The sequence below is a fragment of the Wenyingzhuangia sp. IMCC45574 genome (assembly GCF_054182685.1).
In genome coordinates this window covers 2,927,949-2,947,709 of the sequence record NZ_CM135169.1, presented here as the reverse complement: position 1 = coordinate 2,947,709, position 19,761 = coordinate 2,927,949, and the positions used below count along the sequence as shown (strand labels likewise).

Below are 19,761 nucleotides of genomic sequence, written 5' to 3'. Positions count from 1 at the left end.
AGGTTTTAGTGTGTTTCAATTAATTTTCTGTTCTTAGAACGTTGTACCCAAATAATGATACCTACAGTAATTAAGGCCATTGGAGACAATAACATAAATCCGTTGTTCTCGTATCCTAAAGCATACAATCCTGTAGAATCTGCTAAGGTTTTAGCTTTGTGTCCTAAAATTTCAATTCCGAATAATTTTCCAGATCCTAATAATTCACGGAATACCGCAACAATTACTAAGATTACCGCATATCCAGCTCCGTTACCAACACCATCTAAGAAAGATTTCCAAGGTCCGTTTGCCAATGCAAAAGCCTCTAAACGTCCCATTACAATACAGTTGGTAATAATTAATCCTACAAATACCGATAATTCTTTACTTACATCATAAGCATAAGCTTTTAATATCTGATCTACTAAGATTACTAAAGATGCTACAATTAATAACTGAACGATAATTCTAATACGTCCTGGAATTAAGTTACGGATTAACGATACAATTACGTTAGATGCAATTACTACAAACAATACCGCTAAAGACATTACAACTGCAGGCTTTAACTGCACGGTAATTGCTAAGGCAGAACAGATACCTAATACCTGTACTGAAATTGGGTTGTTATCGTTTAATGGATCTGATAACAACGCTTTATTTTGCTTTGAAAATAAGGGTTCTTTTCCTTCTGCCATGACTAGTTGTTTTTAAAGTATGGTAAATAATTTGCCAAACGCTCTTTTAACATGTCAGACACACCGTTAGAAGTAATAGTACCTCCAGAAATTGCATCTACACCATGAGCATCTCCTTGCTTAGCTCCTCCTTTAATAGCAGCAACTGAAACAAAGTTATTTGACTCGTCTAATATCTTTTTCCCTTTGAACTGAACTTGAAACCACTCTGTAGTAATTTCTGCACCTAAACCAGGAGTTTCTCCTTTGTGGTCAAAGTTAGCACCTACAATAGTGTTCTTATCAGCACCTAAAGCAATGTACCCCCAAATAGCATCCCATAATCCTGCTCCGTATAAGGGAACCACATAGAATTTCTCACCATCTTTTTCTGCTACATATAACGGGTAACGTTGTTCTGTTTCTGATTTTTTGATTTCGTTTTTCAATCCAATATTAAAGGCATTCACCTCAGTATCTACAGTTCCGTCTGCTTTTAAAGCCAACTGACCTTTAATGTATTTACTAAAGCTATCTGCTGCTACAGATCTATCTACTTCTACACCAATAGTAGATAAGATTTTCTGCATTTTTTCTGCTTTAACGTTTGCTTCCTGAGCTGGTTTTAAGCTCGTAGCAGTAAACGCTAATGATCCAGCAATAATCGTTACAATGATAATTGCGAATATAAATGTATATGCATTACTATTCTTGTCCATAATTATGCTGCTTTTAAACGGTTTTTACGCTTTTTAATATTTCCAGCAATCACATAGTGGTCAATTGTTGGTGCAAAAACGTTCATTAATAAAATAGCCATCATCATTCCTTCTGGATATGCTCCGTTAAATACACGGATTAAAATGGCAAAAATTCCAATTAAGATTCCATAAATCCACTTTCCTTTAGTAGTCTGCGCAGCAGAAACAGGATCTGTAGTCATAAAGATTGCTCCAAACATAAACCCTCCTACTAATAAGTGTTGCCACCAATCAAATTTCATTAAGGCATAAGTATTATGTTCTGGCGTTATTAAACCTCCACTTACTAATGAATTAAAAATTAACCCCATAATAGTTCCTCCAATTACAGTACCTGCCATAATTCTCCAAGAACCAACTCCTGTAACAATTAATAACAAAGCACCTATTAAAATCATCAATACAGATGTTTCTCCAACAGAACCTGGAATCAATCCGATAAACATATCTGCAACAGACCAACCAGCCTCTTGTCCAGCAGCTAATTTTCCTAAAATAGTTTCTCCAGAAATAGCATCAATAGTACTAGCATCTGCAACCCATACTTTATCTCCAGACATTTGTGGAGCGTACGAGAAGAATGCAAAAGCACGAGCAACTAAAGCAGGATTTAAAATATTCATCCCTGTTCCTCCAAAAGCTTCTTTACCAATAAACACCGCAAATACTACAGATACACCTAACATCCATAAAGGCATGTCTACAGGCATAATTAACGGAATTAACATTCCCGTTACTAAGTATCCCTCGTTTACTTCGTGCTGACGGTATACTGCAAAAGCAATCTCAATTGCCAAACCTACACCGTAAGAAACTACCAACATTGGTAAAAACTTACCAGCTCCAAATAATAAAGCTTTTAAAAAGTCAGGAGCAGCACCATCTAATTGTAAATAGTGTTGGTATCCTAAGTTATACATTCCAAAAATCATGGCCGGAATCAAAGCAAAGATTACCGTTACCATTACACGTTTTAAATCTACTCCATCTCTAATATGAGCTCCTTTGTGTGTATTGTGATTTGGCACAAATAACAAAGTATCAATAGAGTTAATCGCTGGAGCGAATTTTTCAAGTTTCCCTCCCTTATCGAAAGGTTTTCTTATTTCGTCAAATTTCTTTCTTAAAAAATCCATTATCCTACTTCTTTAATCATTAAGTCTAATCCTTTTCTGATGATATCTTGAGCTTCTGTTTTAGAAGGATCAATGTAATCAACTAAAGCGAAATCTTCGGGAGCTACTTCGTAAATCCCTAAGTTTTCCATCTTCTCTATATCATTAGTCATACAAGCTTTAATTAGTTGTAATGGATATACATCCAATGCTACTACTTTTTCAAACTCACCTGTAACTACTAATGCTCTCTCTTCTCCGTTAACCGAAGTATTTAAATCGTATTCTTTATTTCCTGACAACCAAGAAAAAGACGTTTTAGAAAAAGAGTGAATAGATCCGCTACCTACAAATGGTAACCATCCCATAAAACGGTTTTGGTTTCCTTCTGGAATAACAGTGATTAAACTATCGTAGAATCCTAAATAGTCATCTGCACTAATTTTAGTTCCAGTTAATACATCTCCAGAAATTACACGAGCTCCTTCTGTTGTTGCATTATCCGCTAAAACTTTTTGAATATTTTGTCCTGCAGCTAAAGAAATATACTGCGGGTTATTTACATTAGAACCTGCCAAAGCAACTAATTTAGTTGGATTGTATTTTCCTGTTAAGAACAACTCTCCAATAATTGCTACCCCTTGTGGGCTTACTGTCCAAACTCTATCTCCTTGGTTGATTGGATCTACCATAGAAATTTGAGTCCCTACATTTCCTGCAGGATGCTTTCCAGAAACGTTTATAATGTTTGCATTCTCTACTTTGTTAAAGAAAGTAGCCTCGTTGCTATTAACTGCTAAATTTACAGATCCTTCTGTTAATTTAGTTAAAGCATTAATACCTGCCTGAAAAGCTTCTTCTTTTCCTTTTAATGCATAAGCATAGTCTGCTGCCAATGGAGCAGTGCTAAAAGAAGAAACAAAAATTGACTTAGGAGTATCCGATGGATTTGCAATGATGTCGTATGGACGTTGCGTTACATAAGCAAAAGCACCACTCTCTAAAACTCTTTCTAGTACTGCATCTCTATCTAACTCTGATGGATTTACAGCTCCAAAATCTTTGTAAGTGTCTTCTGATTTTGCCTCGATAATAATTGCTAAAACTTTACGTTTAGCTCCTCTTTGAACTTCTTTAATGATTCCACTAACAGGTGAAGTGAACTTAATCCTGTCGTCCTCCTTAGAGAAGAACACTACATCACCAACAGACACCTCTTCTCCTGCCTTAACGGCTAATTTAGGAGTAATTCCGTGAAAATCTGTAGGTTTAATAGCGTAGAAATCAGAACGTTCAGCTGCAGCTGTAGTCAATGCCGCTTGCCCTTTAAGCTTAATAGCTAAGCCTTTCTTAACTCTGATGTCTTGTGACATATTTCTAGATTTAATTTATTTTGTACGTATAAAATATGCAGCAAATTTAACTAAAAACCCTATTTAACAATACATAATAAATTGTTTAATTCTGCTAGTGATTTTATTTATAAAGATTCTAAACAATTACTTTAAAACTTAATCATCTTCTAAAAGGAAAAGTAAATTTTAAATATTGGTTCTTTTAGATGAAAAGCAATCTCTCTAAAAGAAAGTGTTTTTTAGAAAAAACTTAACTTTAAGAACAAAACGAAAAGAAAAAAGATGAAATCTGAACTTAAAACAGAAAAACAACCCAAAGAAGAACACAAAAATAAACCCCTAACCAACCAAGAGTGGCTCACCTTTTTTATCCTTCCTTTTTTTACCCCCAAACACTGGTATAGAGACGATCACTTTTCAATTTCTGAAATGGAACGATTTAAAAAATACGGCTATCAAAGAAAAATACAACAAGCATCAACAAATTATTACATTTTTTTATTTTTATAGAAAAAAACTCACTTTACATGCAATAAGATGATTAGCAATGGAAGAGGTCTTGGTATTATTATAGAACGTCTCTCTGAAATTTTAGAAGAGTTTGTTTTCCCAGATAAATCCCAAGAAAAAATTAACAAATCAACCTTAAACCTATCTCTAAAAGAGCAAGCAAATCTTTCTATAGCTTCTTTAGTAACAAAACCATTTGCTTTAATAGAAAAAAAGCTTTTATACGTGAATGAAAAAACAATGGAGCAAACATTGGATTTTATTTATAGAAAATACAAACAACCTAAACGAACTCCAGAATTAACACAAACCATAAATACTCGTTTAACCGAAATCATCAATTACCTAGACCAAAACACCAATGAGTTATCTATCCCAAGAAACAACATCAGAAACTCCATTGAGCATGATATTCCACTAAATTCTAAACACAAAAAAGCCCTGTAAACATACAATCTACAAGGCTTTCTGTTTTAATTAATTAATTTGCTACGACCAAAGTACGGGCACAAACACTGTCATTTCTGCCTGCCCTCTGTTACTCCATGCAAAATAAGGAACTAACTGAGTTGTATATGGCTTAACAACCGGCTTTGTTACCGTTTGATACATTTCATCGTTTTTATCTTCTCTTATTTGCAACTCTGTATTAATTACAGTTACTCCTCCTAAGAAATCTTGCTTGTGCTCTGCTACCAACTCGGCATCTCCTTTTATATAGACATCTAAAATAGATGCATCTTTTGGTAAATCTGGAGTTTCTATACAGTAAACAATAGGTCCTCTTTTAACAGCTACCTGATTTCTAACTTCTTCAATTCTATTATGTCCCTCCATCAACTTAATATCCATTGGCATATCTAACACAATAGTATCTCCTGCCTTCCACTCTCTGTTAATAACTGCAAACGTACCTGGCACAACCTCAACTCCCACAGCTTCTCCATTCACTTTTAAAGTACTTCCTACAGCCCACTTAGGAATTCTTACTTTTATATCAAAAGCTTCAGCTTTACACTCGTCCACCGTAATCTTTACAATTCCTTTCCAAGGGTATTCTGTATCTTGAGTTAATTTAATAGCCGAGCCATCTAACAAATTCGTGTCTAAAGTATTTCCTCCGAACAACACAACAGCTACCCCATTTTCCGATAAGTTATAAGCCCATCCCGAACTCTTACAAATAGTTCTTACCAAGTTAGGAGGACAACAGAAACACTCTAAGTAAGGTTGTCTTACCGGACTCTCTGTAACATCTGCATGCGATTCGTAATCTCTCGAGTTATTTACCATTCTTAACGGGTTAGAATAAAAATAATCTTTCCCTTCTATACTAATTCCAGACAAACCACTATTAAACAACACCAACTCTATAATATCAGCATAACGAGACTCTTCTTTAATCCCCATCATCCTGTTACTAAACATTGCATTACACAAGTTCGCACAGGTTTCGTTATAAGCAGTCATGTTTGGCATCATGTAGGCATCTATAAAACCTTCTTCAATCATATCTAAACTAGTAGAGGCTCCATAATGTGCCTGACCAACAGCACCTGTAACATACATTTTCTTACCTGTTACATTTTCCCACAATCTATCCAACGCATCAATTAAAGCTTGCTCTCCAGTTTCCGCATACACATCTGCAGCACCTGCATAATAATACAATGCCAATACCGCATGACCAACAGCCTCTTTAGACTCTCTTAACGGAGTACGTTCTTGCACCATATCTCCAATAGGATATCCCTCTGTAGTAGAATGATGCTCTATTTTAAATGTACCTCTACGGTTGATAAACTTTTCCGCTAACTTTAAGTATTTTTTATCTCCTACCGTTCTATACAACTCTACCAACCCCATAATTTGAGTCTGGTTAAACCCAAAACGCTGGTAATGTTTTGTATCTGGCATAAAATAAACACACAACAAATCTGCTTGTTTGATCGCAATATCCAAGAAATTACGTTGCCCTGTTAAACGATAATGTACACTTGCAGCAATAAACAAGTGCCCGTAATTATACATTTCATGGTATTTTCTATTAGAGAAACGCTCTGCTCCTTCTGTAATCTGAATATGTGTATGAATATATCCATCTTCTTCTTGAGCCTTTCCAATCCACTCTATATACTCATCTATTTCTTTTAATAAAGACTCATCTTTTGTTAAACTGTAGATGTACGTTTTAGCTTCCATAAACTTAAAGAAGTCTCCATCGTGCCAATAAAAACCTTTATGCTCTCCTTCTTTAGCTCCTGCCGCAATCTTAAAGTTATTTAACCCATGCCCTACATCTCCACACAACACATCTCCCATGTAAGGTAACATCTTATCTGCTGCTGCTTTTTCTTTTTCAGCCCAAAAACCAGTGCTCCACTTACAATCTCCAAAATCAATACTTTTTAACTTTACATATGGGCTATCCACTGTACTAGTAATAGCTTTGGTATGTTTTTTTGCTGTACTCATTGTATTATATATTCTTGATTATTTTTTTAATTATTTAACTGCTTTGATAGCTATATCGTCTATAAAAAACTTAGCTGCTCTTGTTTTAGGCAAATCCTTCTTGTGAATTTCAATAGACATTGCATCTTTACCCCCCGATGCAGCGTTTCTTACAAACGCTCCTTCTACGGTTATCCATTCTCGTCTTGGTAAACTTCTTATATCATCAAACACAACACTTACATTTGGATCTTTTAAAACCACATGAATTTTATCTGCCACCACTCCTTGGTCTAACCATATCTTAGCCGACAAGTTATACTTACCAGCATCTAACTTAAGAGAACCTTCTGGAGCCGTAATTACAGCTTTTTCTACTTCTAAATTTTCAGTTTTACTATATCCAGAGAACTGTAAACTATTTACTCCTTTATGATAATCTCCATAAGCAATAGACAAATATTTTTCAGAACCTTTTTCTATTTCCCAAAATTGTTGGTAGGCATCAGGAACAGAACTTTCTGGCAACAAGGTTAGCGGTCTTCCGTTTTCTTCAAAAAGATAAGGTCCTTCAAAACCGTAGAACGCACCATCATTGGCAAGTAAATTATCCGTTGGCTTCTGCCAAACTCTCATGTATTCAATTTCAAAATCAACCGGTAATTCTTCCTTATGCGGCAACCCTAGCCAGTAAAAAATTTCAGAATCTAACCATATTTCCATAGGATTGTTCAAAACAAAGGCAGTCCCTAACTGATCTTGTGTAAAGTGACGAACCAACTTACCATCTATAAACAACTTTAAATAGTCTACTCCCCACTCTGCTCCATACACATGAAAATCATCTGCAGTTCTGTAAGGTAAATTCTCTACATGATTAAATATCTTAGTAGGTCTTTGTGCTGGCGGACTCCAATCATGCGCTGTAGCCAAGTAAGAATCCGCTCTAATATTCCCTTTTTTCTTAGGATTCCCCATCAACTCGTAAACATCTAACTCTTGCTCGTGCCCAATTGCCCAAAAAGCTCCAGTAATTGCAGCATTTCCTACTTTAGACTTTACCTCCATATAACCGTACAAAAATCTCTTATGAGTTAAAACTCCAGCTGTAGTTACAGGCATTTTTGTACCGTCTTTATAGATACCATATTTAGAAGCCCCCATATTACCATCTCCGTAAAATTCATTTACAAACGGATAATCTGGCTCCCACTGAGTTCTTAATTTCAACTTATCATCTTCTACAATTACATTATGAGCTACAAACTGAGAAGGAGCTCTTCCTTTCCAGATATAATAATTATCATTTAAACCTTGTACAAACCATCTATTGGTGTCTATTTCAGTACCACTAAACTCATCACTTAACTCTTTATTTAACACCCAACCTCCTTCGTTTTTTAAATCTGAATATGGGTAAAATTTTGACTCTGGTATACTTGCCTCAACCACCTCTTGCGCTGTTGATTTTTGAACTCCTGTATTACAACTTGTATTTACAAGTGCAAAGCAGCTCACAAACACATAACATATAATTTTGTAAAACTTTTTCATGATATCTCTTAAAATTATTTATTCGTTAATTTTTGCTGAATCTCCTCTAAAGACAACCCTTTTGTTTCTACTAAATATTTAAACAAAATAGCCAACCCTACAAACACAATACCTGCGTAGATTATAAAAGTAGTTGCCGCTCCAAAATACTCCATCTCTAAAGGGAATAAGTATTGTACCAAAGCACTAACCGTACTAGATATTAATGCAAACAACGGAATAGCAACTCCTCTATTGGAGATTGGAAAAATCTCTGAAAGTAGCACCCACATAATAGGTCCTATAGAAAAGTTAAAAGCAGCTATAAATGTTAAAATGCTAATTAAAATTAACACCGAATTCATAGTAGCCGTTTCTTTAAATATTACCCCTGCATTATCTCGCGCAGACTCTGCACCTAAAACACCAGCTAAAGCATTTTTAAATTCAATATCGCTATTAAACTCTTCTCCTACAAGCACACTTAAATTACTTATATTAGGCACCTCTTTCATACTTACAATTGCCTCTTGAGTAACAGTATAAGTTGCCTGCTTGAACCCATAAGAAACCATGGATATGCTTATTATAATCAACGATAAACCACCAATTACCAACGGCCTTCTTCCAAACTTATCTATTAATGACAAAGACAATAAAGTAGACACCAAACCAATAACTCCAATCCAAATGGTACTAGAAAAAGCGGCATCTGTCCCCAAGCCTAATTGTTCAAACATGGTTGGAGCATAAATCATAACAGCATTCATACCTGTAAACTGCTGTACTACTGCTAGTGTAAAGGCAAGAATTAAAACAATTCTCATTCGCTTTCCAAAAATCTCTTTTAATTGACTTCCCGTAGTGTTGTTGGCACCTGCACTCTTAACTCCATCTACCATTTGCTGTACTTGCACCTCTACTTCGCTCTCTTTATATACTGTAGCTAATGATTTTTTTGCATCATTTACTCTTCCTTTATACACCAACCAAGCTGGGCTCTTTGGAATGATAAACAAAAACAAGAACCACAATACTGCCGGAATTATTTCAATTCCTAACATCCATCTCCATCCTGTTTTTTCCAAGTTTAAATCTTGCACCCACTGCGCATCAGATCCCATTTGCTGCAAAATCCAATAATTAATAAGATAAGCTGCTGTAAAACCAATTCCCATGTTTATTTGTAAGGTAGAAACCAATTTCCCTCTTTGTTCTACAGGAGCAATTTCTCCTATATACATAGAAGCAAGCGTTACAGAACTAAAAGCCAAACCACCTAAGAATCTAAACCAAAACAAAGACATAAACGAAGTAGCCAATGCAGAACCAACTGCAGAAACTATATAGAAAATTGCAATAATTTGTAAGGTTAATTTTCGTCCTAATTTATTACTAGAATAAGCTGTAAGCGGCAATGCTATTAAAACCCCTATTCCAGGTCCAGAACCAATTAATCCAATTTGAGATGCTGTTAAATTAAACTCTTGCGTAATAAATTTAAATCCACCAGATATTAAAACGGCATCTAAACCAAATACAAAAGACCCCAACGCTACAATCAAGGCATATAAAAAAGCATTTTTTTGTTTTTTTGTCATAAAAAAAGTCGTTTTTCAGTCATATTTTAACAAAGAAAAAGGATTTTGAGAATATTTCAATTTTTTAAGCCTTTATATGTCAAATTATGATTTATATAGATAAAAATCGTATTGTTTTTAAAATTTAACAAAATAAAACCTCATGATTTATAACCAGTTACCCTATAAATAACTCACCCAAAAGTTAACTTAGGCCTCTTTTAAAGCTAAAGCCGCAACCAACACAAAAGCAACAAGCTTGGTATTCTTACAATTACCATTTAAGAAGGTTTCGTTATCTTGGCTTTATCTTTGCAACAATTACACTATGACTATTTTTCGCTTTCTATTTATTTGTTTTTGCGCTCAATCGCTAAGTGCACAAATAGCCGATGCCACTCACATTAAAACTTTTCAAATGATTAGTGGAGAAAATCGATTTAGCAGAAATGTACATTCTTTAAAAAACACCATCAACCTTAGCTTTGACGACACCAAAGGAAATCAGGACGAATACTATTATAAGGTAATTCATTGTCAAATAGACTGGACTCCTTCTAATCTTCCTAGTTCCTATTATATAGATGGTTTTGACAATTTTCAAATTAATGACTTTGAAAACTCGTTTGGAACTTTACAAAATTACACGCACTACAAATTCACTTTGCCCAACGAAAACACTAAGATTACCAAAACAGGAAATTATATCATTCAGATTTTAGATGAAGATGATGAAATAGTAGCAGAACGCAACATTACCTTGTACCAACAAAAAGCTGTTGCAGCCATCAGCATTTCGGAAAGCAGAGATTTGGTTAATTTTAACAAGAAACAAGCAGTTTCGTTGATTTTGAATACACAAGACTTGCCCGTAAATTTTCCAGACCAAGAATTAAAAACCTTTATTTTTCAGAATGGAGATCAGCAAATAAAAACTCCATATCTAAAACCAACATTTATTCAGGGAAACCTATATAACTACAGACCTACAGAAGAAATGGAATTTTTAGCAGGTAATGAGTTCTATTATTTTGACAACAACGAAATTTTAAGAAATTCTCGTTTTATTCTAAGAAGCTACAGAGACGATGATGTATTTAGAACCATCTTATTCACCAACCCAAACAGAGCAAATCAGACCTATGTCTTTAACCCAGACATTAACGGAAATTTTCTAATTCGCAATTTCAACTCCACCAACACCGGTACAGAAGCCGAGTATAGCTATGTTCATTTTAGCCTAAAGAACAACAAGAGCTATAACGGCAAAGACATATATATATACGGAGCATTTAACAACTACCAACTAACAGAAGAAAACCTTCTTAAATTAGATGAAACAGAACAGTATCTTACAGCAGATATTCTTTTAAAACAAGGATTTTACAACTACGATTATATAACCACAAATGGAGAGAAAATAAACAAAACAGTCGTAAGCGGATCTTACTTTGAGACCGAAAACAACTACGAATGTCTGGTATATTTTCAACCCCAAAACTCAATCTACTATCAAGTAGTAGGTTATGGATTAAGCAACAGCAAACAACAAATAGAAAATTAGTTGTTTTCTTCCATTTTCTTAGCTATATTTAGGTAAACAATAAAGCAACAATGCCCCAGGCAATAACTAAAGGAATAAAAATATCCGTAAAAACCCATTTTTGCGGAGTGCAAGAACGAAACAAACATCAACACTTTTTGTTTGATTACTATATTACAATTGAAAATCTATCACCAAACACGGTTCAATTGTATTCAAGGCACTGGGAAATCTACGACTCCCTAAATCACACAGAAATTATTGAAGGTGAAGGCGTAATTGGACTACAACCGATTTTAAAGAGCGGTGAAAAACACGCTTACAAATCGCATTGTATTCTGATGTCTAATTGCGGAAGCATGAAAGGACATTACAACATGGTGAATTTAGACGAACGATACTCTTTTAAAGTAGAAGTTCCGGCTTTTCAATTACAGACGGAGTCTATTTTGAATTAAGGTTGACCTGAAGCCTTAGGTATAATTTTCAACCTGTAAAGCATGGAGTAATGTCACTGGAAAGGTTTACTTCAAAATTGTTATTCAGTGTAATTCATTTTTTTCTTCTTGTAAACCCTATATGCGCTCCAGTTGATACTGGCACATAAGAAAACTTTATATTTCGATTTTCAATTAGTAATTCTAAAGTTTTCTCCTCTTTATCATGAATATATTCACATTCTAAAATTAAAGTTCTTTTCTTAGTCTTGGCATCGAGATCTTCAACCTTTATTGTCTCATCTATTGTCCAAATATTTGAGTCTGACTTCAGAGAATCAACATCCATTTCGACGATCGACAGCCCAAAATTCTTCAAATCAGAAATAGTGTGAGCATCTACTCTTACAGAAGTTTGCCATATCGTTCCTCCAATTTCATTAAAATATCTTCCTTTAGAAACTTGAGAAAACAAACTCAAATTCATCAATAACAATAGAAAAACTAAACGTTCTTTTTTCATTTTCTTATTTCTCTATAACTCTTTATTCCTAAACAAAAACTCTTTTTGATTCTGAACTATAAAAGCTTCTTTACAATTTGTTGGATGCACAAAATCATACGGTTTTTTAATATCAAAAGTAGCATCTAAACAAGCAAACACTCCTTTAAAATCTTGTTTCCCGCAACTTGTGTATCTCGTTATTTGGTAATGATCACTTTCATGCGATAACTGAAACCAAGCTCCGCTACCTATACCTCCTAACCAAGTGGCATTCTCTAAATAAAACTTATCTGTATTGGGTTTTTCAGTACCAATGGTATTTAAAGTATCATCAAACTTATTTAAGAAACAAGAGAAATATTCTTTTAGGATAGACCTGTTGGTGTACAAATTCACTTTTTGATTTTCGACTACATGTATCAAATCATCACTACTTCCTTTAATAACATTCCCAATTGGGCTTGGTGTAAATTGATTGGAAGTCTTTAATCTAATTCTAACTCTTGTACTTGTTGCAGCAGCAAGTAATGTATCGGTTACAAAACGAGCACAATTAGAGCCTCCTTTTACAAAAGCCCCATAAGGCACTTCCTTTTTATTTTGTAAATCTTCAATATATTGTTTGGCTTTATCATAGTCTAGTTCAGAATTCAAACCTGCTACCAACCTACCATCTCCATGTGTTTTTTCTGGATGCGCATCTAACCACAAAAGCAGTTCTTGTATATTCGTTAGTTTTCCTTCTTTAAATTTGGCTTGCAAAGGCACTTCTAGCTCTACATCTGTCTTTTTAGAACGAACTCTACCAAAACCAAAAGAAGTTATATAACGACCAAAATCATAATAATCCACATTACCCGATGCTTTCTCTAACAACAATAATGCTGCATGCCCCGCTTGCACCGCATGCTTGCTTCCTACACCAATCATAGGCCACACCTTACTAGAAAACTCTGTATAGGCAGGTCGTACAACCGTATCTGGATAAGATAATATGACAATTGCTCCTGTAGACATTCATTACACTTTTACTACTTGAAACAGATCTTCGTACGTTTCTTTAGAGTCTTTTACATAATCGTGATACTCTAATGAAATACTGTTGGCATTTTTCTCTATAAAAGTAGTACTCACCGTTTCTACCACCTCTCTTTTCATCTTGGGAGTAGTTGCAGTAGTTCCTAAATCTTCATTCTGATGAAACTTTAATAAATCTGAACTCACCTCTTTTGTTTTAGCCCCCTCTAAAGCAGCGAACCAAGCCTTACGCTCCTGTTTCATTTCTGGAGTATACAGGGTAGAAGAAGACCATATATGATTTGCTTGCGGATCTAGTTCCTGAATTGTTTTTCGGTTTTTACACCAAACCAATTCATATAATTTTCTTAGTCCTGCTTTCCATTCCACCACAATTAATGTAAAAGGAGCTACACCTTCTAAATCTACCTTCTGCATTGTTTCTAACACATTGGTAGTTGTTAATAATGTCTTAACCACAACGCCCCTGCTTTTAGGAAACTTTATTGCCGGATTATGATACACATTACCACCATTTAACAAACAAACCACCCTTTCATGCTCAGACAACCCAATCCATGTACCTCCAGCCACTTCATCCTTAGGATAAAATAAGACTATGCCATTTTCTTTGTAATATGCAGGTGGGGTTGTTTTTCTTAAAGGCTGTTCATCTCTATTAGATGCAAATGCAAATCCATCCTTTTTTGGAACAAAAGTTACTGTACACATGGGCTTTCTTCTAAATTCTACTCACTCTTTTGTCTGTAAATCTATTTAAAAATTACAATACACCCACTTTCTTTGGTAAGATTCTTAAATTTGCAGACCCAAAAAGACCAAATGCAACGCATTCAAAGACATTTCACAATTCGTTCTGTATCCAAAACCAAAGAAAAACTCTTTGCGTGGGGAAACGGATTTTCTACCGTTGCATGGTTAGATTCTAACCACCACTCTAAGTCTACCACCCAAGGTTTTTTAGCTATAGATAGTTTAAGCACTATAGAAACTAATTACTCTAATGCTTTTGAACAACTAAAACAATACGTTGATCAAATTCAAGATTATGCCTTTGGCTATTTGGGTTATGACCTTAAAAACGATGTTGAAAAACTAAGCTCTAAAAATACAGACGAAACAGATTTTCCCGATTTATATTTCTTTCAGCCTAAAAAGTTAATTGAGATCCAACAAGAAGAAATCATCTTTCGTTATCCAGAAAATTTAGCTGATCAAATAGAATTGGACTGGGAAAATATTCAAAAAGCTACTTTAAATACAAACACTGTAAACAACAGTCTTACTATAGAAAGTCGCATAGAGAAAGAAACTTACATATCGCAAGTAAACAAAGCTTTAAAAGAAATTCACCTAGGAAACGTATACGAATTAAACTTTTGTCAAGAATTCTTTGCCAAGCAAGCCATTATAGAACCTGCAAGCACTTATCAAAGATTAAATAGTATTTCTGAAGCTCCTTTTGCCACATTTTTAAAAATGGACGATTTACACCTTTTATCAGCCTCTCCCGAGCGTTTTTTAAAAAAAGTAAAACACAAGCTTGTTTCTGAACCCATTAAAGGGACTGCCAGAAGACACCACGAGCACAAAGAAAAAGATGAATCTCAGAAAAAAAGCCTTAGAAACAACACCAAAGAAATTGCAGAGAATGTAATGATTGTGGACTTGGTAAGAAACGACCTTTCTCATATTTCCGAAAAAGGATCTGTTAAAGTAGATGAACTTTGCGGTATTTATAGTTTCAAACAGGTACATCAAATGATTTCTACCATTAGCTGCCAACTAAAAACAGACATCCACCCTGTTGATGCTATTAAAGCCTGCTATCCTATGGGTAGTATGACAGGAGCCCCTAAAATTGCTGCAATGAAAATTATTGAAGCTCTCGAGGCAAGCAAACGCGGTATTTACTCTGGTGCAGTGGGCTATTTTACCCCAGAAAAAGATTTTGATTTTAACGTTGTAATTAGAAGTATTATTTACAACGCAACTAAGAAATATGTCTCTTTCTCTGTTGGTAGTGCCATTACCGCCAAAGCAGACCCAGAAAAAGAATACGAAGAATGTTTATTAAAGGCAAAAGCCATGAGAGAAGTACTCTCTAAATAAGAATTCTTACTTTTATAAAAACATTTTTTGTGCTTTTACAACTCGAACAACACCTGTCTGACAATTTTTCTTTTCTAAAAGAAAAAAAATTACTGATTACCGTATCTGGAGGAATAGACAGCGTTGTTTTAGCACATGTACTCACAAAACTAAACTACAATATATCTATTGCGCATTGCAATTTTCAACTTAGAGGACAAGAAAGCGACTTAGATGAAACCTTTGTAAAAGATGTAGCCAAACAACTGAATTGCGAAATACATACTACTAAATTCGACACTACCAACTATTGTAAAACACAAAAAGTTTCCACACAAATTGGTGCAAGACAATTACGATACCAATGGTTTCAGCAGCTATGCACCAACTTTAACCTAGATTATATTCTAACAGGGCACCACCTAAATGATGTAATGGAAACGTTCCTCATTAATTTATCTAGAGGAAGTGGAATAGAAGGACTCACAGGAATTCCTGCAATCAACAAAAATATTATTAGACCTTTACTTCCATTTTCTAGAACTGATATTGAAGCATATGCCCAGACAAACAATATCCTTTGGAGAGAAGACAAAAGCAATGCAGAAACAAAATACATCCGTAATAAAATAAGGCATCTTATTACTCCAGAATTATACAATTTACATGCTGATTTTGAAGAAAACTTTAAAAAATCTATTGACTACTTAAGCCAAAGTAAAACCTTTATTCATCAAAAAATAGAGGAACTAAAAAAAGAACTTTTTAAAGAAACCCTAAACGGAATAAGCATCCAAAAAGAAAAAATAGAAGTATTAAGTGAGTTTGAGATTCATGAAATATTCTATCCTTTTGGATTTACTTCCGTATTGGAAATAAAAAAAATACTAAAAGCACAAACTGGGAAAGAAATACACTCCGCAACCCATTCGCTTCTAAACAATAGAGAAGATTTAATTCTTTGTAAACACACTCAAACTAAAGACAAAGACAGCTATATCATTAACAATATAGAAGACCTAAAAAACCTTCCTATAGCGCTTGATGTTAGCTATCAAAAAAGAGAATTAGACAAGAATACAATTGCTATTGACCCTAAAAAAACAAGCTTTCCACTTAGGCTTAGAAAACGAAAAGAAGGAGATGTTTTTAGTCCTATTGGGATGATGGGAAAAAAGAAAGTAAGCAAATATTTTAAAGACGAAAAACTCTCTAAAATAGAAAAAGACAACACTTGGATTCTTTGTACTAAAGAAGATAAAATCATCTGGATTATTGGCCTTAGAGCCGATAAAAATGAGTGCGAATATTCTGCTAAAGAAAATCTTATTTTCATTAGTAAACTATGATTTTTCTCAGCTTATAACCCCAGTGTTAACTCTCTAACTTATTTAATTTAACTGTATTTTTTTACGTATTTTTTCTGTAATACTAGAGCTTGTTGTATCTTGGCGTAAATTAATCTAATAAAGCATGTCTAAACAAACCAAATTAACAAGATTCAATGATAATGTTCTTGCTAAGTATCAGGTTTACAACAGTGTTTTTGCTACGCTCCCTTTTGATACCGTAAGCAAAACAGGTACGTTGTTACCGTTATTTAACGAGTGTTGTATTGAGGGGTTTAAGAATGGTAAAACTCCCACTGAAATTGTAGATGAATTTTTTGACAAATACAAAACCGATTCACCAGAGGAAGAAAAAATCACTTTCTTATTTAAAATCATCCAATATATTGAACGACAAGTTGTATTGTTTGATGCTATTGAAGATGCAGCCTTTCCTGTAATAAACAACATGGGAGGAGTTGGTACTATAAGAAACATTAAAGAAGAAGCTACTTCTAAACGTGTACGCAGAGAGTTAAAACAATACTTAACAGAGTTTAAAACTCGTTTGGTATTAACTGCTCACCCTACACAATTTTATCCTGGTACAGTATTAACTATTTTGACAGACTTACAAGAAGCCATTAAAAATGACGACTTAAGTTTCATCAAAAAGTTATTAGCGCAATTAGGTAAAACTACTTTCTTTGCTGATAAGAAACCTACACCTTACGATGAAGCAATTAGCTTAATCTGGTACTTAGAAAACGTATTCTATCATTCAATTAGTAAAATTTACGACTACATCCATTCAAATGTTTTTGATGGTGAAGATATTGGAAATGATATTATCAACTTAGGATTCTGGCCTTGTGGAGATAGAGATGGTAACCCATTTGTAACTACAGAAACTACCTTACAGGTAGCAAGAAAACTAAGACAAACAATCCTAAAAAACTACTTTAGAGACGTTCGTAGATTAAAGAGAAGATTAACCTTCCCTGGTATCTTTGAATTGATGAACGAAATTGAAACTCGTTTATACGACAGTTGTATTACTGTAGATTCTCCTGTTAGAATTTCTGTAGAGTCTTTACTAACCAAAATGACTACTATTAGAAAAACGTTAATAGAAGAGCAAAGTAGTTTGTTTGTAGAAGAGGTAGATAGTTTTATTAACAAAGTAAAAATCTTTGGATATCACTTTGCAACTATGGACATCCGTCAGGATAGCCGTGTGCACCACAACGTATTTACAGAAATTGTAAAAGAACTACAAGACAAAGGAGATACTACATTCCCAGAGAACTATCTTGATTTAAGTCCTGAAGAGCAAATCAGCATTTTAGCGAAGATTAAGGGTGATGTAAATCCGGAAAACTTCTCTGAAGAAATGGCTGTTAGAACTCTAGGTTCTATGAGAGCTATCTCTACCATCCAAAAAGAAAATGGAGAAAGAGGAGCTAACCGTTACATTATTAGTAACAACCAAACAGCATTAAACGTAATGGAAACATTTGCCATGTTAAACCTTTCTGGTTTTGATGATGGTTTAAATGTAGACGTTGCTCCTTTATTTGAAACAGTAGACGATTTAGCAATTGCACCACAAGTAATGAGACAATTGTATTCTATTCCAGAATACCGCGCTCATGTAGAAGGAAGAGACAACAAACAGAACATTATGTTAGGTTTCTCTGACGGTACTAAAGATGGTGGTTACTTAATGGCTAACTGGGGTATTTACAAAGCAAAAGAAGAATTAACTAAAGTATCTAGAGAATTTGGAATTAAAGTAATATTCTTTGACGGACGTGGTGGACCACCGGCTCGTGGAGGAGGAAAAACTTCTAAATTCTACGCTTCTTTAGGTGATAATATTGAGAACAAAGAAATTCAGTTAACCATTCAGGGACAAACAATTAGTTCTAACTTTGGCAACTTAGATTCTTCTCAGTTTAACATTGAGCAATTATTAGGTGCAGGAATCACTAACAAGATTTTTAACGATCCTATGAATGCTTCTTTATCTGATGAGCAAAAAGAATTATTAGAAGACTTGGCACAATCTAGTTTTAAAGCATATTCTGACTTTAAAGACCACGATATGTTTGTTCCATATTTAGAGCGTATGAGTACGCTTAAATTCTACGGAAAAGCAAATATTGGTTCTAGACCTTCTAAACGTGCTAAATCTGACAAATTAAACTTTAGTGACTTAAGAGCCATTCCTTTTGTAGGATCTTGGTCTCAGTTAAAACAAAACGTTCCTGGTTTCTTTGGTGTAGGTACTGCATTTAAGAAATATGAGGATGTGGGTGAGTTTGATAGAATACAAGAATTGTACAACAACTCTAACTTCTTTAAAACTTTAATAGAAAACAGTGTAATGTCTTTAACTAAGTCTTTCTTTGACTTAACTAAATACATGGCTACAGATAAAGAATTTGGAGAGTTCTGGAACATTATTCACGATGAATACGAACTAACTAAGAGATTATTGTTAAAGCTAACTGGACACAAAGAATTAATGCAAAATTACCCTGACGGTAAAGCATCTATTGCAGTGCGTGATTCTATTGTATTGCCTTTATTAACAATACAACAATACGCTCTAAGAGAAGTTCAGAACTTAAATAGAGAAGAAAACCCAGATAAACAACGCTTAGAGACATTCGAAAAGATTGTAACTAGATCTTTATTTGGTAATACAAATGCAAGTAGAAACTCTGCATAAGTATAATAAACTTTACAAAACACAAAGCCTGCTTAAGAGCAGGCTTTTTTTATGCCATAAAAAAAACTGTTTAAGAGGCCTTAAACAGTTTTTAATTATTTCTAACTAGTATTTC

The 19,761-nt window shown here is 34.3% G+C and carries 17 protein-coding genes; 7 read left to right on the top strand and 10 right to left on the bottom strand.

The genetic code is table 11. From position 1 onward, the window contains the following. Window positions 1-5 precede the first annotated feature (5 nt). From ACXHHC_RS12540 to ACXHHC_RS12525, 4 genes are read right to left on the bottom strand one after another with little or no spacing between them, the layout of a single operon-like run. Window positions 6-680, bottom strand: a complete 675-nt coding sequence (locus ACXHHC_RS12540; RefSeq protein ID WP_458226722.1) for an NADH:ubiquinone reductase (Na(+)-transporting) subunit D — start codon at window positions 678-680, stop codon at window positions 6-8. Between the two features lie 2 nt (window positions 681-682). After that, window positions 683-1,378 carry an NADH:ubiquinone reductase (Na(+)-transporting) subunit C gene (nqrC, locus tag ACXHHC_RS12535; RefSeq protein ID WP_458226721.1) on the bottom strand — a complete coding sequence of 232 codons (696 nt, stop codon included), beginning with the start codon at window positions 1,376-1,378 and terminating at the stop codon, window positions 683-685. Window positions 1,379-1,380: 2 nt separating this feature from the next. Then, the gene (locus ACXHHC_RS12530; RefSeq protein ID WP_458226720.1) at window positions 1,381-2,556 is read right to left on the bottom strand and encodes an NADH:ubiquinone reductase (Na(+)-transporting) subunit B; all 1,176 of its coding nucleotides are present in this window, start codon (window positions 2,554-2,556) and stop codon (window positions 1,381-1,383) included. Further along, window positions 2,556-3,908, bottom strand: coding sequence for a Na(+)-translocating NADH-quinone reductase subunit A (locus ACXHHC_RS12525; protein ID WP_458226719.1), 1,353 nt, complete (start codon window positions 3,906-3,908; stop codon window positions 2,556-2,558). The genes ACXHHC_RS12530 and ACXHHC_RS12525 overlap by 1 nt, the downstream gene beginning before the upstream one ends. Before the next feature lie 264 nt (window positions 3,909-4,172). Between ACXHHC_RS12525 and ACXHHC_RS12520 the strand changes: the two genes are divergently transcribed. Together ACXHHC_RS12520 and ACXHHC_RS12515 are read left to right on the top strand one after the other, a co-directional pair. Further along, window positions 4,173-4,400, top strand: a complete 228-nt coding sequence (locus ACXHHC_RS12520) for a hypothetical protein (RefSeq protein ID WP_458226718.1) — start codon at window positions 4,173-4,175, stop codon at window positions 4,398-4,400. A 27-nt stretch (window positions 4,401-4,427) separates the two neighbouring features. Beyond that, the gene (locus ACXHHC_RS12515; RefSeq protein ID WP_458226717.1) at window positions 4,428-4,847 is read left to right on the top strand and encodes a hypothetical protein; all 420 of its coding nucleotides are present in this window, start codon (window positions 4,428-4,430) and stop codon (window positions 4,845-4,847) included. A 42-nt stretch (window positions 4,848-4,889) separates the two neighbouring features. Here the strand turns inward: ACXHHC_RS12515 and ACXHHC_RS12510 are convergent, their stop codons facing one another. Genes ACXHHC_RS12510 through ACXHHC_RS12500 form a run of 3 tightly spaced genes read right to left on the bottom strand, consistent with a single transcriptional unit; the run spans window position 4,890 to window position 9,988 of the window. Beyond that, window positions 4,890-6,875 carry a glycoside hydrolase family 127 protein gene (locus ACXHHC_RS12510; protein WP_458226716.1) on the bottom strand — a complete coding sequence of 662 codons (1,986 nt, stop codon included), beginning with the start codon at window positions 6,873-6,875 and terminating at the stop codon, window positions 4,890-4,892. 30 nt (window positions 6,876-6,905) lie between these two features. After that, window positions 6,906-8,408, bottom strand: coding sequence for a family 16 glycosylhydrolase (locus ACXHHC_RS12505; RefSeq protein ID WP_458226715.1), 1,503 nt, complete (start codon window positions 8,406-8,408; stop codon window positions 6,906-6,908). A gap of 14 nt (window positions 8,409-8,422) precedes the next feature. Further along, window positions 8,423-9,988 (bottom strand): MFS transporter, encoded by a 1,566-nt coding sequence (locus ACXHHC_RS12500; RefSeq protein WP_458226714.1) that lies wholly within the window; start codon window positions 9,986-9,988, stop codon window positions 8,423-8,425. A 307-nt stretch (window positions 9,989-10,295) separates the two neighbouring features. On the opposite strand from ACXHHC_RS12500, the gene ACXHHC_RS12495 reads away from it, so the two are divergent. Next, complete coding sequence (locus ACXHHC_RS12495; protein WP_458226713.1) at window positions 10,296-11,531, top strand: type IX secretion system plug protein; 1,236 nt, start codon at window positions 10,296-10,298, stop codon at window positions 11,529-11,531. 50 nt (window positions 11,532-11,581) lie between these two features. Continuing rightward, window positions 11,582-11,968, top strand: coding sequence for a Co2+/Mg2+ efflux protein ApaG (gene apaG, locus ACXHHC_RS12490; protein WP_458226712.1), 387 nt, complete (start codon window positions 11,582-11,584; stop codon window positions 11,966-11,968). A 94-nt stretch (window positions 11,969-12,062) separates the two neighbouring features. Here the strand turns inward: apaG and ACXHHC_RS12485 are convergent, their stop codons facing one another. Genes ACXHHC_RS12485 through ACXHHC_RS12475 form a run of 3 tightly spaced genes read right to left on the bottom strand, consistent with a single transcriptional unit; the run spans window position 12,063 to window position 14,201 of the window. Continuing rightward, a complete protein-coding gene (locus ACXHHC_RS12485) occupies window positions 12,063-12,470 on the bottom strand; it encodes a hypothetical protein (protein WP_458226711.1) in 408 nt (135 codons plus the stop codon). Window positions 12,471-12,482: 12 nt separating this feature from the next. Then, entirely contained in the window at window positions 12,483-13,469 is a 987-nt protein-coding gene (locus ACXHHC_RS12480) for a DUF6695 family protein (protein ID WP_458226710.1), read from the bottom strand. A gap of 3 nt (window positions 13,470-13,472) precedes the next feature. Beyond that, window positions 13,473-14,201: an NRDE family protein gene (locus tag ACXHHC_RS12475; protein ID WP_458226709.1), complete on the bottom strand. Its 729-nt coding sequence runs from the start codon at window positions 14,199-14,201 to the stop codon at window positions 13,473-13,475. Between the two features lie 111 nt (window positions 14,202-14,312). Between ACXHHC_RS12475 and ACXHHC_RS12470 the strand changes: the two genes are divergently transcribed. From ACXHHC_RS12470 to ACXHHC_RS12460, 3 genes are all read left to right on the top strand, one after another. Next, the gene (locus ACXHHC_RS12470) at window positions 14,313-15,602 is read left to right on the top strand and encodes an anthranilate synthase component I family protein (RefSeq protein ID WP_458226708.1); all 1,290 of its coding nucleotides are present in this window, start codon (window positions 14,313-14,315) and stop codon (window positions 15,600-15,602) included. 29 nt (window positions 15,603-15,631) lie between these two features. After that, the gene (gene tilS, locus ACXHHC_RS12465; protein WP_458226707.1) at window positions 15,632-16,930 is read left to right on the top strand and encodes a tRNA lysidine(34) synthetase TilS; all 1,299 of its coding nucleotides are present in this window, start codon (window positions 15,632-15,634) and stop codon (window positions 16,928-16,930) included. A 124-nt stretch (window positions 16,931-17,054) separates the two neighbouring features. Continuing rightward, a complete protein-coding gene (locus ACXHHC_RS12460) occupies window positions 17,055-19,646 on the top strand; it encodes a phosphoenolpyruvate carboxylase (RefSeq protein ID WP_458226706.1) in 2,592 nt (863 codons plus the stop codon). Window positions 19,647-19,761: the final 115 nt, after the last annotated feature.